This is a genomic window from Chromobacterium sp. W521 (assembly GCF_052805975.1).
Map to the genome: position 1 here is coordinate 76,336 of NZ_JBRBAF010000011.1, position 14,767 is coordinate 91,102.

A 14,767-nucleotide genomic window follows, 5' to 3' on the forward strand; every position below is an offset into this window, starting at 1 on the left:
TAAGCCGGCTCTAAAAACCACCGCGTATAGCAAGCATTCTAGCCTAGCCTGGCTCAGGCTGCCTTGCGCTTGCCGAACAGGTAGAACAGCGCCAGGCCGATCACGATCATAGGCAGGCTCAGCCATTGGCCCATGCTGATCACGTCCGACTGGCCGAAGATGCCGGCGTCCGGCGTGCGGAAGAATTCGCTGCCAAAGCGGGCCAGGCCGTAGCCGATCAGGAACAGCGCTGACACCTGGCCGCGGGCGCGCGTCTTGGCGCTAAAGCACCACAGCAAGGCAAACAGCGCCAGGCCTTCCAGCGCGAATTCGTACAGCTGCGAGGGGTGGCGCGGCAGGCCGCCGTACTGGAGCAGGGTCACCATCAGGTCGGAGGACTGCTGCGCCTGGATCAGGTCGTCCATTCTGGCTTGCGGAAACAGCATCGCCCACGGCAGCTTGGGATCGGCCACCCGGCCCCATAGTTCGCCGTTGATGAAGTTGCCGATGCGGCCGGCGGCCAGGCCCAGCGGCACCAGCGGCGCGATGAAGTCGGTGACTTCCCAGAAGCTGCGACCGTGCTTGCGCGCGAACAGCGCCACGCCGATCAGCACGCCGATGAAGCCGCCGTGGAAGGACATGCCGCCCTTCCACACCATCAGGATTTCCAGCGGGTGGCTGAGGTAGTAGCCGGGCTGGTAGAACAGCACTTCGCCCAGGCGGCCGCCCAGCACCACGCCGACGGCGCCGTACATCAGCAGATCGTCCAGCAGTTTGGAGGTGAGGAAGGCGTGGCCGCGCTTGATGCGGTAATTGCCCAGGATCAGGAAGCTGGCGAAGCCCAGCAGGTACATCAGGCCGTACCAATGAATGGCTAGCGGGCCCAGCTGGATGGCCACGGGGTCGAACTGCGGATGAATGATCATTTGTCAGCCGTGTGCGTTTGCGGTAAAAGAATGTGGACGGATTATATGGGAAAGCGTTCCCACGCGTCGCGCGGCCCACCCGCCGCCCGGCGCATTTTTGCCTTGAGCTCCCCGGCACCCGGAGCCAGGCGGCCCGGCCTTAAAGCAGGCCAGGCCCGGAGCGCCTTTCCGCCCATGCAGAAATTAAGGAATCAGCAATGCCCCAATACCGCTCCCGCACTTCCACCGCCGGCCGCAATATGGCGGGTGCCCGCGCTCTATGGCGCGCCACCGGCATGAAGGACGACGACTTCGGCAAACCCATCATCGCCATCGCCAACAGCTTTACCCAGTTCGTGCCCGGTCACGTGCACTTGCACAATATGGGCCAACTGGTGGCGCGGGAAATCGAACGCGCCGGCGGCGTGGCCAAGGAGTTCAACACCATCGCCATCGACGACGGCATCGCCATGGGCCACGGCGGCATGCTCTACAGCCTGCCCAGCCGCGACCTGATCGCCGACAGCGTGGAATACATGGTCAACGCCCACTGCGCCGACGCGCTGGTGTGCATCTCCAACTGCGACAAGATCACCCCCGGCATGCTGATGGCGGCCATGCGCCTGAACATCCCGGTGGTGTTCGTCTCCGGCGGCCCGATGGAAGCCGGCAAGGTGCAGTGGGGCAACGACATCCGCAAGCTGGATCTGGTGGATGCGATGGTGGAGGCCGCCAACAGCGCGGTGTCCAACGAGGATGTAGAGCGCGTGGAGCGCTCCGCCTGTCCCACCTGCGGCTCCTGCTCCGGCATGTTCACCGCCAACTCCATGAACTGCCTGACCGAGGCGCTGGGCCTGTCCCTGCCCGGCAACGGCAGCCTGGTGGCCACGCACGCGGACCGCAAGGAATTGTTCCTGCGCGCCGGCCGGCTGATCGTGGACATCACCAAGCGCCATTACGAGCAGGACGACGCCAGCCTGCTGCCGCGCGCCATCGCCACCAAGGCCGCGTTTGAGAACGCGATGAGCCTGGATGTGGCCATGGGCGGCTCCACCAACACGGTGCTGCACCTGCTGGCGGCGGCGCAGGAAGCCGGAGTGGACTTCAAAATGGCGGACATCGACCGCATCTCGCGCTCGGTGCCGTGTCTGGCCAAGGTGGCTCCGGCCACCCAGAAATACCATATGGAAGACGTGCACCGCGCCGGCGGCGTGGTGGCCATCCTGGCTGAGCTGGACCGCGCCGGCCTGATCCGCCGCGAGGTGCCCACCGTGCACAGCGCCACGCTGGGCGAAGCGCTGGAAGCGTGGGATATCCGCCGCCACGGCGAAGACAGCGAGGCGCGACGCTTCTACCGCGCGGCGCCGGGCGGCGTGCCCACCACCATCGCCTTCTCGCAATCCATGCGCTACCCGACGGTGGACGACGACCGCGCCGAAGGCTGCATTCGCGACCGTGAGCACGCTTACTCCCAGGATGGCGGCCTGGCGGTGCTGGCCGGCAATATCGCCGAACGTGGTTGCATTGTTAAAACCGCCGGCGTGGACGACTCCATTCTCAAATTCAACGGGCGCGCCCGCATCTTTGAAAGCCAGGACGCGGCGGTGGAGGCCATCCTGGCCGACCGCATCGTAGCCGGCGACGTGGTGGTGATCCGCTACGAAGGCCCCAAGGGCGGCCCCGGCATGCAGGAAATGCTGTATCCCACCAGCTATCTGAAATCCAAGGGTTTGGGCAAGGATTGCGCTTTGCTGACCGATGGCCGCTTCTCCGGAGGCACCTCCGGCCTGTCCATCGGCCATGTGTCGCCGGAAGCCGCGGAGGGCGGCGCCATCGGTCTGGTGGAAGAGGGCGACCGCATCGAGATCGATATCCCGGGCCGTTCCATCCGCTTGGCGGTCAGCGATGAAACGCTGGCTGCGCGACGTGCGGCGATGGAAGCCAAGGGCCGCGACGCCTGGAAGCCGTTGGGCCGCGACCGCGTGGTCAGCCCTGCGCTGCGCGCTTACGCGGCGATGACCACCAGCGCCGACACCGGCGCGGTACGCGATGTGACGCAAGTAGAACGCCGTTGATATTTGTCATATTTCCTTAACCGGTTTCCGGATAGGATTCGGGCCGTGCGGTTTTTTGCCGTGCGGCCCATTGTTTTTTAGGGCGCAGCAACCATCTGGTCCTCATTCGCTCGCCGCTGTTTTCGCAGGCGCAGCCTCGCTTCTCTCTCGCCTCCCGGCTTCCGGCGGCGTCTTAGTCTTGTTCATTTGTTTTCGAATCCAACAGTTCTTCTCTGTGTGTTTTCCTAAATTTTCACAAACGAAATCCGTTCTAATGCCATTAGTCATATGCTTTGTCTGTTTAAATCTAAATGGCATTGTTTTTGACTAAAGCGAAAACGGATCAAGATAGCGCAGATACCTGAGAGGAGGGAGGACGTGATCAAGTTGCGAGGGACAGGCAGGCAAGTTCCCTTATTACATGAATTTTAATAATTTTGTTGTTTAACAAAAGCTTAGCGAATGCTTAGCATGGGTGTGGCTGGGGGAAAGGCAAAAAAAATGCGCGGTACCGTTAGGTCCGCGCCAAGTCTACAAAGGAGAAATAGAGGAGAAACTATCAAGAAGCAATTGCTGCATCTCAACGAGAACGAATTATCCAGATTGCGGTATCGAGTGTCAACATGTTGTTTTTCGCAAATGTGTGAAATTATAATTTTCTGTCGCGCATCTGGTACATCTCGGCCGGGGCCGCCTCTGTCGCGGCGCACCATGGCCGCCGCAGCTGTGCCAAAATAGCGGTTTTCCGATTGCAGCAGGATTCCCCTTCATGGACGCCGTACGCCATACCCTTCCCGATCCGCGCCAGTACCACCCGCAAGTGGCGCTGACCAATATGCTGATTCACAATGCCCAGTCGGCGCTGAACGCCAAGACCGAGTCCGATCGGGAAATGTGGTTCTCAGCGGTGCGAGACGCGATGGCCGAGATGCTGGCGCGCGGTGAGCTGCTGTCCATTTCCGTGGCGCTCGCCATGGTGCCGTCGCAGCAATGCTATCAATTGGTGTGGGACGCGCTGCGCGACGCGGTGGAAAACACCGGCGGCGGCCGCGCCATTGTCTTCGCCATGCCCTTGGTGTTGGTGGCCGGCAGCAAGAGCCAGACCACGCTGCCCGGCGAGATTGCCGACGAGGCCGGCCTGAACCAGCTGCTGCGCGAGCACGGCGTGTTCGCCGGCGACGCCGACGTTGCCTTGGGCGGCGCGCTCTTGCACCCGGACAGCGTGGTGGGCTTGGACTCCGCCCAGCTTTATAAGCTGAACCGCGACCCGGCCCATGCCCGCGCGTTGCTGCCGCAGCAACCGGCGCCGGTCACGGTGAAAGAAGAGGGTGTGTTCCTGCGCTACCTATTGGGCGTGGCGATTCAGCCGGAGGGCGCGGAACCGCCGTTGCGCCTGGGCGGCGCGGTGGGCAGCTGGGGCATGCCGCTGATGAAATTCCTGGGCGAGCAGTTGAAGGCCGACGGCGTGACGCTGTTCCCCATCGCTCGTCCGCCGATGCCTGCGATGCAGGCGATGGTGGCGGGCAACTACGCCCGTTTCGAGGTGGCGATGCAGGTATTCGCCAGCAGTCAGATCCGCCGCCTGCGTGAACTGAACAAGGAGCCGGTGGCCATCCTGTCCGCTCACGATAACGGCGAACTGCATATCACTCTGTCCGCGGAAGGCGACGAGCGCAATTGGGAAGCCTTCGTCTGGCCGCTGGCGGCGCTGGACAATGTGCAACTGATTGAAGAAAGTTTCCGCGAACTGATGGCGGAATGCCATGTTCGCGAAGTGCATGTGCTGCCGGAGCTGCACCCGGACAGCAAGGACGGCGTGCCCCTGTTCTTTACCGCCGACGATTTGTAAGAGCGTGTTTACGATCTCGCGAGCTAAGGAGAAACAAGGCGAAAACAGCTGAGAAAGCGGAGTGTACACACGGTACATGCGCATTTTGAAGGTGCACTCACCGTGTAACGCTCCATGACGCGGAGCAGATCGTAAACAGGTTCTAAGCCCCGTCCCATTTTGTTCGATGACCAAGCCCCGCATGAAGCGGGGCTTGGTCATGGGGCTCAGCTTTTCGCTTCCGGCTGATGGCGCGCCCATGGCGCGACGGCCAGCCGCGCCGCCAGATAGTCGATCAAGGCCTGCACCCGCGCCGGCCGGCTGCGGCCCGGCGGCGTGAGAATGTAAAGCGCGATCGGGTCCACCTGCCAATCCATCATCACGGTTTCCAGTTCGCCGGCCTGCACATCCTGCCAGGCCAGGAATTCCGGCTGAAGCGCCAGGCCCAGGCCGGCGCGCAGCGCCGGCGTCAATGCCTCGGCGTTGTTGACCCGCAGCGGCGAGGGCATTTCCAGCGCGAACTCGCCTTCATCCGGGTGGCGGAAGCGCCAGAACTGCCCGCCGGGCGCGTTGCTGTACAACAGCGCGCGGTGTTCGGCCAACTCGCGGGGATGGCGGGGCCGGCCATAGCGCGCGAAATACGCCGGGGAGCCCACCAGCAGGATGCGCACCGCGCACAGGCGGCGGGCCAGCAGGCTGGAGTCGGTCAGCGAGGCGATGCGCAGCGCCAGGTCCAGCCGTTTGGCCACCAGATCCACCTGCTCGTCGCTGAAGTGGAAGTCCAGTTCCACGTCCGGGTGGCGGGCCATGAACTCCGGCAGCAGCGGCGCCAGGTGGGACAGGCCGAAGGACATTGGCGCGGTGACCCGCACCGCACCGCGCAGGCTGGTGGATTGCTCGGCGATGTCCGCCTCCACCGCCTCGCCCTCCGCCAGGATGCGGCTGGCCCGCTCCAGCGCGGCGTGGCCGGCCTCGGTCAGCGTGATGCGGCGCGAGGTGCGGTGGAACAGCATGGTCTTCATTCGGGCTTCCAGGCGCGTGATGGCCTTGGACACCGTGGCCTGGGACAGCGTCAGTTCCGCGGCGGCGCGGGCGAAGGAGCCGCATTCCGCCACCTTGGCGAAAATAGCCCAGGCTTCCAGATCGGGGAGTCGTTTCATCATTGGATTCGCTTCAGGCGATGGATTTCAATTTTAACCATCAAACTGCAAGATAGCGCATTAATCATGTCAAAAATGGAAACGATGCAATTCCATATATCCCGTTAACATAGCGTTGTCCGCTGCGTATAGTGGTTGCATCAGACGCGTCGCCGGGCAGGCGGCGCCTCGCCACAATACGGGAGGACAGCATGATAGAACATCGCTCTTTCGCCAGCCTGGGCGGAGCCCACCATGGCTGGTTGGACGCCAAACACCATTTTTCCTTCGCCGAATACCATGACCCGGCGCGCATGCACTGGGGCGCTCTGCGGGTGTGGAACGACGACACCATCGCGCCGGACACCGGCTTTCCTCCACATCCGCATGCGGATATGGAAATCATCACTTATGTTCGTGAAGGCGCGATCAGCCACCGCGACAACCTGGGCAATCAGGGCCGCACCGAGGCCGGCGATGTGCAAGTGATGAGCGCAGGCAGCGGCATTGTTCACTCTGAATACAATCTGGAAGCCGTCGACACCCGTATTTTCCAGATCTGGATCATGCCGGAGCGGCGCGGAGGCGAGCCGTCCTGGGGCAGCAAACCGTTTCCCAAGGAGGACCGCTCCGGCGCCTTCGTCGCTCTGGCCAGCGGCATGGACGGCGACGATCAGGCCTTGCCGATCCGTGCCGACGCCCGCGTGTTGGGCGCCGCCCTCAAGGCCGGCGAAAGCGTCGATTACCGGTTGGGCGCACAGCGTTGCGCTTATCTGGTGCTGGCTCGCGGCCGGGCGGAGGTTAACGGCGTGACGCTGCAAGCCCGCGACGGCGCGGCGATCCGCGATGAGGACTTGCTGCGCATCGTCGCCGGAGAGGACGCCGAACTGATTCTGGTGGATAGCCGCGAGTGACTGCCGCGGCGGGCAGGGGCCGGCGGCCCTTCTGCCCGCCCGGCGTCTTGCCCGTCCGGCCGCCGTCTGTTCATTCCTTGATCCACTGGAGAATGCCATGAGCCTGAAAGCCACCCCGACCCCCAGCCCGCTGTTGCTGACCCCGCACGATCACACGCTGATCCTGATCGACTACCAATCGCAGATGGCTTTCGCCACTCACTCCATCGACATGCCCACGCTGCGCAACAACGCCGGCTTGGTCGCCAGCGCCGCCGCCGGCTTCAAGGTGCCCACGATACTGACCACTGTGGCCGAAAAGAGCTTTTCCGGGCCGATGTTCGAAGAGGTGAGCGCCCCCTTTCCCGGACAGCGTATGCTGGACCGCAGTTCGATGAACACCTGGGAAGACGCCGCGGTGATTGATCGCGTCAACCATATCGGCAAGGGCCGCATTGTGCTGGCGGGCCTGTGGACCAGCGTCTGCATTGTCGGCCCGGCGTTGTCCGCGCTGTCCCAGGGCTTCGAGGTCTACGTGATCGCCGACGCTTGCGGCGACATCTCGGCGGAAGCGCACGAGCGCGCGATCCAGCGCATGGTGCAGGCCGGCGCGCGGCCGATCACGGCCTTGCAATACTTGCTGGAATTGCAGCGCGACTGGGCGCGAGCCGACACATACGACCTAACCACCGGCATCGCCAAAAAGCTGGGCGGAGGCTACGGCTTGGGCATCCAGTACGCCAAAACCATGTTCGGCGCCCAGGAAGGTTGATCCGCCGAGCGTATTGATTCCATGCCGGCGGCCACGCCGCCGGTAGAGGGCGCAAGCATGAAACCTTATCTGATTTCCTTGGCGGCCGGCCTGTTGGTGGGGGTCATCTACAGCCTGCTGCACGTGCGTTCGCCGGCGCCGCCGGCCGTCGCCATCCTCGGCCTGCTGGGCATGTTGATCGGCGAGCAGCTTTGGCCCCAATTCCAAGCGTTGCGCCATGGCGCGCCAGCCGCCGTCAGCCAGCCGGCGAGCCCGGTCGCCGCCCCACAGGAGAAGCAATCATGACCACCACCGCCTTGGCCGATCTCATTTTGCGCAATGGCCGTTTCACCACGCTGAACCGCGCTCGGCCCCGCGCCAGCGCCGTTGCCGTTAAGGACGGCCGCTTTCTCGCCGTGGGCGAGGACAGTGAAATTATGGCGTTGGCCGGCGCGGCCACCCGCGTGATCGATCTGCGCGGTCGCAGCGTTTTGCCCGGCCTGATCGACAACCATACTCACGTGGTGCGCGGCGGCCTCAACTTCAATATGGAGTTGCGTTGGGACGGCGTGCGTTCGCTGGCGGACGCCATGGAGATGCTGCGGCGGCAGGTCGCCGTTACGCCCGCGCCGCAATGGGTGAGGGTGGTGGGGGGCTTCACCGAGCACCAGTTTCTTGAGAAGCGCCTGCCCACGCTGGAGGAGATCAACGCGGTAGCGCCGGACACGCCGGTCTTCTTGTTGCATCTGTACGACCGCGCCTTGCTCAACGGCGCGGCTCTGCGCGCGGTAGGCTACACCAAGGACACGCCTGCGCCGCCGGGCGGCGAAATCGTCCGCGGCGCCGACGGCGCGCCCACCGGCTTGCTGCTGGCCAAGCCCAATGCGGCCATCCTTTACGCCACCCTGGCCCAAGGACCCAAGCTGCCCTTTGATTACCAACTCAACTCTACCCGCCATTTCATGCGTGAGCTCAACCGCCTGGGCGTGACCGGCGTGATCGACGCCGGCGGCGGCTTTCAGAACTACCCGGACGATTACGCGGTGATCCAGCAACTGGCCGACGCCGGCCAGATGACGGTGAGATTGGCGTACAACCTGTTCACCCAAAAACCCAAGCAAGAGAAAGAGGACTTCCTCAACTGGACCGCCGGCGTCAAATACAAGCAGGGCGATGATTATTTCCGTCACAACGGCGCGGGGGAGATGCTGGTGTTTTCCGCCGCGGACTTTGAGGATTTTCGTCAGCCGCGGCCGGACATGCCGCCGGAAATGGAGGGGGAACTGGAGGAGGTGGTGCGCATCCTGGCGCAAAACCGCTGGCCGTGGCGTTTGCACGCCACTTACGACGAAACCATCTCCCGCGCGCTGGACGTGTTTGAAAAAGTGGACCGCGACATTCCCTTGAGCGGCCTGAACTGGTTCTTCGACCACGCCGAAACCATTTCCGATCGCTCAATCGACCGCATCGCCGCGCTGGGCGGCGGCATCGCGGTGCAACACCGCATGGCTTACCAGGGCGAGTATTTCGTCGAGCGCTACGGCGCCGCCGCCGCCGAGGCCACCCCGCCGATAGCCCGCATGCTGGCCAAGGGCGTCAGGGTGTCCGCCGGCACCGACGCCACCCGCGTCGCCTCGTACAATCCATGGGTGTCGCTGGCCTGGATGGTGACCGGCAAGACCGTGGGCGGCTTGCGGCTCTACTCGCAGCGCAACTGCCTGGACCGAGAAACCGCGCTGCGGATGTGGACGGAGAACGTGGCCTGGTTCACTCATGAAGAAGGCCGGCGCGGCCGCATCGAAGCCGGGCAGTTCGCCGATCTCATCGTGCCGGACCGGGACTTCTTCGCTTGCGCCGAGGACGACATCTCCTTCATAAGCTCGGACTTGACCATGGTGGGAGGCCGCATCGTTTACGCCGCCGCCGACTTCGCCGCGCTGGACGACAATCCCTTGCCGCCGGCAATGCCGGATTGGTCCCCGGTGCGACGCTACAAAGGCTACGCCGCTTGGGGCGAGCCGGAGGGCGCTGGCCGCCGCTCGCTGCACCGCCAGGCCGGCGCGGCCTGTGCTTGCGCCAGCGCCTGCGGCCTGCACGGGCACCAGCACGCCCGCGCCTGGGACGCTGGCCTGCCGGTGTCCGACTCCCAGAGTTTCTTCGGCGCCCTGGGCTGCTCCTGCTGGGCGGTTTGACTCCGGGATAGAAGAAGCCAGCGCGCGGCCGCGGCCGGCTGCGTTATCATGACGATGGCCTGCCGCGCCCGCGGCGGCGCCCATCTTGAGGATACATGATGAAATCCATCGCCAGCGGCCGTTTCGACGTCAAACTCTCCCCGGAACCCTTGAGCGAGACAGCCGGCGCTAGCGGTCTTGGCCGCATGTCGCTTGACAAGCGTTTTCATGGTGATCTGGACGCCGTCAGCCAGGGCGAGATGCTGAGCTTCCGAAGCGCGGAGCCGGGTTCGGCCGGCTATGTCGCCATGGAGCGGGTGCAAGGCAGCCTGCACGGCCGCAAAGGCAGTTTTGTGCTGCAACACAGCGCCACGATGACGCGCGGAGCCGCCGAGCAAGCCATCATGGTGACGCCGGATTCCGGCACCGAGGAACTCTGCGGCATCAGCGGCTGCCTGCGCATCACGATCACCGCCGGCGAGCACTTCTACGATTTTGATTACACCCTGCCCGGATAAGCGGTTCAAAGCCGGATGCGCCCTGGCTCGCAAGATTTTGAACTGGTTGCGCGCATCTGGAGAGGCTCGTTTTTCCCTTCGCGGCAATTGCTTCACGTTAAGGTTTTCGCCTCGGCATTTCGTGTAGAATGCCCGCATCGTTAACCCTTTGATGGATGAGTCAAAGATGTTCGCTGCTGACCAGACGATTGCCAAATTCGATCCCGAACTCGCCGCCGCCATTGCGGCCGAGTGTCAACGCCAGGAAGATCACATTGAGTTGATCGCCTCGGAAAACTACACCAGCCCCGCGGTGATGGAAGCCCAGGGCTCCCAACTGACCAATAAGTACGCCGAAGGCTACCCGGGCAAGCGCTTCTACGGCGGTTGCGAGCATGTGGACGTGGTCGAGCAACTCGCCATCGACCGCGTTAAGCAGCTGTTCGGCGCGGAATACGCCAACGTGCAGCCGCACTCCGGCAGCCAGGCCAACCAGGCGGTGTACTTCTCCATCCTGAAGCCGGGCGACACCGTGATGGGCATGAACCTGGGCCACGGCGGTCACCTGACCCACGGCTCTCCGGCCAACCTGTCCGGCAAGATGTTCAACATCGTTGCCTACGGCCTGAACGACAAGGAAGAAATCGACTACGACGACATGGAGCGCGTAGCGATGGAAACCAAGCCCAAGCTGATCATCGGCGGCGCGTCCGCTTACGCCTTGCGCTTCGACTTCGAGCGCATGGGCCAGATCGCCAAGAAATGCGGCGCTTACTTCATGGTGGACATGGCGCACTACGCAGGGCTGATCGCCGCCGGCGTGTACCCGAACCCGGTGCCGTTCGCCGACTTCGTGACCTCGACTACCCACAAGACCCTGCGCGGCCCGCGCGGCGGCATCATCCTGGCCAAGGCCGAGTTTGAGAAAAGCATCAACAGCAATGTGTTCCCGACCCTGCAAGGCGGCCCGCTGGAGCATGTGATCGCCGCCAAGGCGGTGGCCTTCAAGGAAGCGCTGCAGCCCGAGTTCAAGGTGTATCAGGAACAAGTGCTGAAGAACGCCTCCATCATGGCCAAGACCCTGGCCGAGCGCGGCGTGCGCATCGTGTCCGGCCGCACCGAGAGCCACGTGTTCCTGGTGGACTTGCGTCCCAAGGGCCTGACCGGCAAGGCCGCCGACGCGCTTCTGGGCCGCGCCCACATCACCGTGAACAAGAACGCGATCCCGAACGACCCGGAAACCCCGTTCGTGACTTCCGGCATCCGCATCGGTTCCCCGGCCATTACCACCCGCGGCTTCAAGGAGGCCGAAGCCATCCAGGTGGCCAATCTGGTGGCGGACGTGCTGGACAACCCGAACGACGACGCGTTGATCGCTCGCGTAGCGGAGCAAGCCACCGCGCTGTGTCATCGGTTCCCGGTGTACTCCAAATAAGCCGCGCTGGTCTCGGCCTTAAAAAGACGCCCTCAGGGGCGTCTTTTTCATGGAGGGCGATAGCGGCATTAACTTGACTGCGCATTGCTGATAACATCCATACATTGGAACCCTTAGGATTAAGTCATGAAATGCGCGTTCTGCGGCAATGCCGATACTCAGGTAATCGACTCCCGCGTCAGTGAGGACGGCAGCAGCATCCGGCGGCGGCGGCGCTGCCCGGTGTGCGAGAAGCGTTTCACGACCTTTGAAACCGCCGACGTGCGCATGCCGCAGGTGGTGAAAACCGCCGGCCATCGTTCGGAATTCGATATCGAGAAAGTTCGCACCAGCTTCCTGCGCGCGCTGCACAAACGCCCGGTGCCCACCGCGCTGGTGGACGAAGCGATAGACCGCATCTGTCACAAGTTGCTGCAACTGGGCGAGCGGGAAGTGTCCAGCCGCGAGATCGGCGAAATGGTGATGAACGAACTGGCCCGCCTGGACAAGGTGGCCTATGTGCGTTTCGCCTCGGTCTACCGCAGTTTTCAGGACGTGTCCGAGTTTTCCGACGCGATCAAGGAAATCCAGAAGTCTTCGCATTGACCTCCCGGCGGGAGGCTGGAGTAGACTGCTCCATTCTTCCGTCCTTGCGGGTGCCTGCATGTCTGAACCCCTGCCTGCCCATGTTTCGCTGAGCGCGCCTGAGCTGTCCGACGCGCCGGCGCTGTTCGCCTTGATCAACGCCAACCGCGACGCGCTGCGGCCATGGATGCCGTGGGAGCCGCTGACCCGTTCCGAGTCCGACTCCCGCGCCTTTCTGCAGTCCGCCGCCGTCAGCCGTCAGATCGGCAAAGCCTATACTTGGCTGGTGTTGCGCGGCGGCGAGCTGGCCGGCGTTTGTGATCTGCACTCCGTTGACGCCTTGAACCGCCACGCCTTCGTCGGTTATTGGCTGGACCGCCGTCAGGTGGGCCAGGGAGTGATGCAGGCGGCGCTGACGCAACTGCTGAACGAGGCTTTCGGCCCATTGGGCCTGCACCGGGTGGCGATAGACGCGGCGGCGGCCAATCACCGCAGCTGCGCGGTGGCGGAGCGGCTGGGCTTCCGTTTTGAAGGCCTGCTGCGCGAATACCTGCTGCTGCAAGGCCGCTACTGCGACGCCAGGCAGTACAGCTTGCTGGCTCATGAATGGAAGCAATGAAACATGAACGACTCCGCCGATGACCATCGTTACATGCAGCGCGCGCTGCGGCTGGCCGCCGAGGCTACTCGCCGCGCCGCGCCCAATCCGGGCGTGGGTTGCGTGTTGGTGCGCGACGGCGCGGTGATTGGAGAGGGCGCCACCCTGCAAGTGGGCGGCGATCACGCGGAAATCCAGGCGATCAAGGACTGCCTGTCGCGTGGCCTATCCCCACGCGGCGCCACCGCCTATGTCACGCTGGAACCCTGCAGCCACCACGGTCGAACTCCGCCGTGCGCGCGGCGTTTGATCGACGAAGGCGTGGCCCGAGTGGCTGCGGCGATGGTGGACCCCTACCACGAAGTGTCCGGCCGCGGTTTGGCCATGTTGCGGGCCGCTGGCGTAGACGCCGACGCCGGGCTGATGGAGGCGGAGGCGAGACAAGTACATCGCGGCTTCTTGTCGCGGGTTGAGCGCGGCCGCCCGTGGGTCATGCTCAAGGCCGCCGCCACGCTGGATGGCAAGACCGCCTTGCTCAACGGCCGCAGCCAGTGGATCACCGGACCCGAGGCGCGGCGCGACGTGCATCGTCTGCGTGCCGAGCATTGCGCGGTGCTCACTGGCAGCGGCACGGTGTTGGCCGACGATCCGCAACTGACGGTGCGCGAAGTCCCCTGCGAGCGCCAGCCGCTGCGCGTGGTGCTGGACAGCGATCTGCGCACTGCGCCGACGCAGCGCATCTACCAGGACGGAAGCACTGTGCTGGCCACCTGCAACCATGAGGAAACGCGTCTGCGGCCTTATCGCGCCGGCGCGGAGATACTGACCTTGCCGCGGCAGGCCGACGGCCATGCCGACCTGCCTGCCTTGCTGGCGTCCTTGGCGCAGCGCGGCGTCAATATGCTGATGGTGGAAGCGGGGGCCGGCCTCAACGGCGCGCTGCTGCGCGCCGGGCTGGTGGACGAGATCGTGCTTTATCTGGCGCCGTCGCTGGCCGGCGACGCCGCGCGCGGCCTGTTTGCCTGGCCGGCGCTGGAGGACTTGGCCGATAAGCAGAAGCTGAATATCCGCGATGTGCGAATGGTGGGCGCGGATTTGCGCTTGAGCCTGACGCCGGCCTGAGAAGCTGTTTCCAGCCAGGCGCGTTAGAAAAACGCCGACGTCGCCGTGAATCCCGTCTGGAGTCTGCAACATTTCTGTCCGAAAATAAGAACAGTCCACCGGCTGTGCCGAAGAGCGCGAGCGGCGCGGGGAAGGGCGGGCAAGACCGGGAGGGCTGGGGAAAGGGCATGAGCGATTTGAAGGCGGCGCTGGAGGCTTATATGCGATTGCTGGCGCGTCAGGGCGCGCCTGCCCAAGTGATCGACGAGAGGCGTCGCATTTTGGAGCAGATGTTGCCCTGGCTGGATGGCGTCGAGCGCAGCGCCGAAGGGTTTCGCGTTCCTTGCGAGCGTTTGTTGCAGGCCTGCGCGCCGGACGAGCAGGTGCTGGCGCTGACCTGTACCCGCGAGTTCTATTACTTCTGGCTCGGCGATACCAAGAAAGTGGTGGAGATCACCGCGCGCAGCGGTTTTTCGGTGCGCAATGTGCGGGTTTGGCTGGAGACGGACTGGGAAGGCCTGTTGACGCGAATGGAACGCGATGGTTTCTCCCGCTTCCCGCCGTCGCTGGGCCTCTACCTGGGCAAACTGTTCGAGGACGGCATGTCCGAGCCGGACATCCATCTGCGCGAGCGCCTGCTCAAATCCTTGCTTTATCTATTGGACGGCCAGCCCATCCAGGGCGACAGCTTCCGCATGATGGTGGACGCGGTGTTGCTGCATCTGCGCGATGCGGAGCTAAAAAACATTTTTCTGCTGCTGGTGCGCGAGTATTTCTACTATTGGCATCAATTCCCGCAAGCCCAAGCGCGCAACGCCGGCCAGCCGGCGGCGTGAGGCGGGCTGACCGGTC

General features: G+C 63.9%; 14 protein-coding genes. 12 read left to right on the top strand and 2 right to left on the bottom strand.

Going from position 1 to position 14,767, the window contains the following annotated elements:
• Positions 1-53 precede the first annotated feature (53 nt).
• The gene (gene lgt, locus ACUXV1_RS17850) at positions 54-905 is read right to left on the bottom strand and encodes a prolipoprotein diacylglyceryl transferase (protein ID WP_081555409.1); all 852 of its coding nucleotides are present in this window, start codon (positions 903-905) and stop codon (positions 54-56) included.
• A 197-nt stretch (positions 906-1,102) separates the two neighbouring features.
• Here lgt and ilvD point away from each other — a divergent pair, with 197 nt between their 5' ends.
• Together ilvD and ACUXV1_RS17860 are read left to right on the top strand one after the other, a co-directional pair.
• Positions 1,103-2,959: a dihydroxy-acid dehydratase gene (gene ilvD, locus ACUXV1_RS17855; RefSeq protein ID WP_081555410.1), complete on the top strand. Its 1,857-nt coding sequence runs from the start codon at positions 1,103-1,105 to the stop codon at positions 2,957-2,959.
• A 748-nt stretch (positions 2,960-3,707) separates the two neighbouring features.
• Complete coding sequence (locus ACUXV1_RS17860) at positions 3,708-4,787, top strand: hypothetical protein (protein ID WP_043637681.1); 1,080 nt, start codon at positions 3,708-3,710, stop codon at positions 4,785-4,787.
• 206 nt (positions 4,788-4,993) lie between these two features.
• Here the strand turns inward: ACUXV1_RS17860 and ACUXV1_RS17865 are convergent, their stop codons facing one another.
• Complete coding sequence (locus ACUXV1_RS17865) at positions 4,994-5,929, bottom strand: LysR family transcriptional regulator (RefSeq protein ID WP_446016114.1); 936 nt, start codon at positions 5,927-5,929, stop codon at positions 4,994-4,996.
• Positions 5,930-6,117: 188 nt separating this feature from the next.
• Here ACUXV1_RS17865 and ACUXV1_RS17870 point away from each other — a divergent pair, with 188 nt between their 5' ends.
• The 10 genes from ACUXV1_RS17870 to ACUXV1_RS17915 all read left to right on the top strand — a co-directional run bounded on the left by ACUXV1_RS17870 (position 6,118) and on the right by ACUXV1_RS17915 (position 14,751).
• The gene (locus ACUXV1_RS17870) at positions 6,118-6,819 is read left to right on the top strand and encodes a pirin family protein (protein WP_446016115.1); all 702 of its coding nucleotides are present in this window, start codon (positions 6,118-6,120) and stop codon (positions 6,817-6,819) included.
• 97 nt (positions 6,820-6,916) lie between these two features.
• Entirely contained in the window at positions 6,917-7,570 is a 654-nt protein-coding gene (locus ACUXV1_RS17875; RefSeq protein WP_043637689.1) for a hydrolase, read from the top strand.
• Positions 7,571-7,627: 57 nt separating this feature from the next.
• Complete coding sequence (locus tag ACUXV1_RS17880; protein ID WP_446016116.1) at positions 7,628-7,855, top strand: DUF1427 family protein; 228 nt, start codon at positions 7,628-7,630, stop codon at positions 7,853-7,855.
• A complete protein-coding gene (locus tag ACUXV1_RS17885; protein WP_446016117.1) occupies positions 7,852-9,741 on the top strand; it encodes an amidohydrolase in 1,890 nt (629 codons plus the stop codon). The genes ACUXV1_RS17880 and ACUXV1_RS17885 overlap by 4 nt, the downstream gene beginning before the upstream one ends.
• A 95-nt stretch (positions 9,742-9,836) precedes the next feature.
• A complete protein-coding gene (locus ACUXV1_RS17890) occupies positions 9,837-10,238 on the top strand; it encodes a DUF3224 domain-containing protein (RefSeq protein ID WP_218673442.1) in 402 nt (133 codons plus the stop codon).
• 166 nt (positions 10,239-10,404) lie between these two features.
• A complete protein-coding gene (gene glyA / locus ACUXV1_RS17895) occupies positions 10,405-11,652 on the top strand; it encodes a serine hydroxymethyltransferase (protein ID WP_043637694.1) in 1,248 nt (415 codons plus the stop codon).
• A gap of 126 nt (positions 11,653-11,778) precedes the next feature.
• Complete coding sequence (gene nrdR / locus ACUXV1_RS17900) at positions 11,779-12,237, top strand: transcriptional regulator NrdR (protein ID WP_019100637.1); 459 nt, start codon at positions 11,779-11,781, stop codon at positions 12,235-12,237.
• 58 nt (positions 12,238-12,295) lie between these two features.
• Positions 12,296-12,835 carry a GNAT family N-acetyltransferase gene (locus ACUXV1_RS17905; protein ID WP_043637696.1) on the top strand — a complete coding sequence of 180 codons (540 nt, stop codon included), beginning with the start codon at positions 12,296-12,298 and terminating at the stop codon, positions 12,833-12,835.
• A gap of 3 nt (positions 12,836-12,838) precedes the next feature.
• The gene (gene ribD / locus ACUXV1_RS17910) at positions 12,839-13,936 is read left to right on the top strand and encodes a bifunctional diaminohydroxyphosphoribosylaminopyrimidine deaminase/5-amino-6-(5-phosphoribosylamino)uracil reductase RibD (protein ID WP_043637699.1); all 1,098 of its coding nucleotides are present in this window, start codon (positions 12,839-12,841) and stop codon (positions 13,934-13,936) included.
• A gap of 167 nt (positions 13,937-14,103) precedes the next feature.
• Entirely contained in the window at positions 14,104-14,751 is a 648-nt protein-coding gene (locus tag ACUXV1_RS17915; RefSeq protein WP_081555418.1) for a hypothetical protein, read from the top strand.
• The last annotated feature ends 16 nt before the right edge of the window (positions 14,752-14,767 follow it).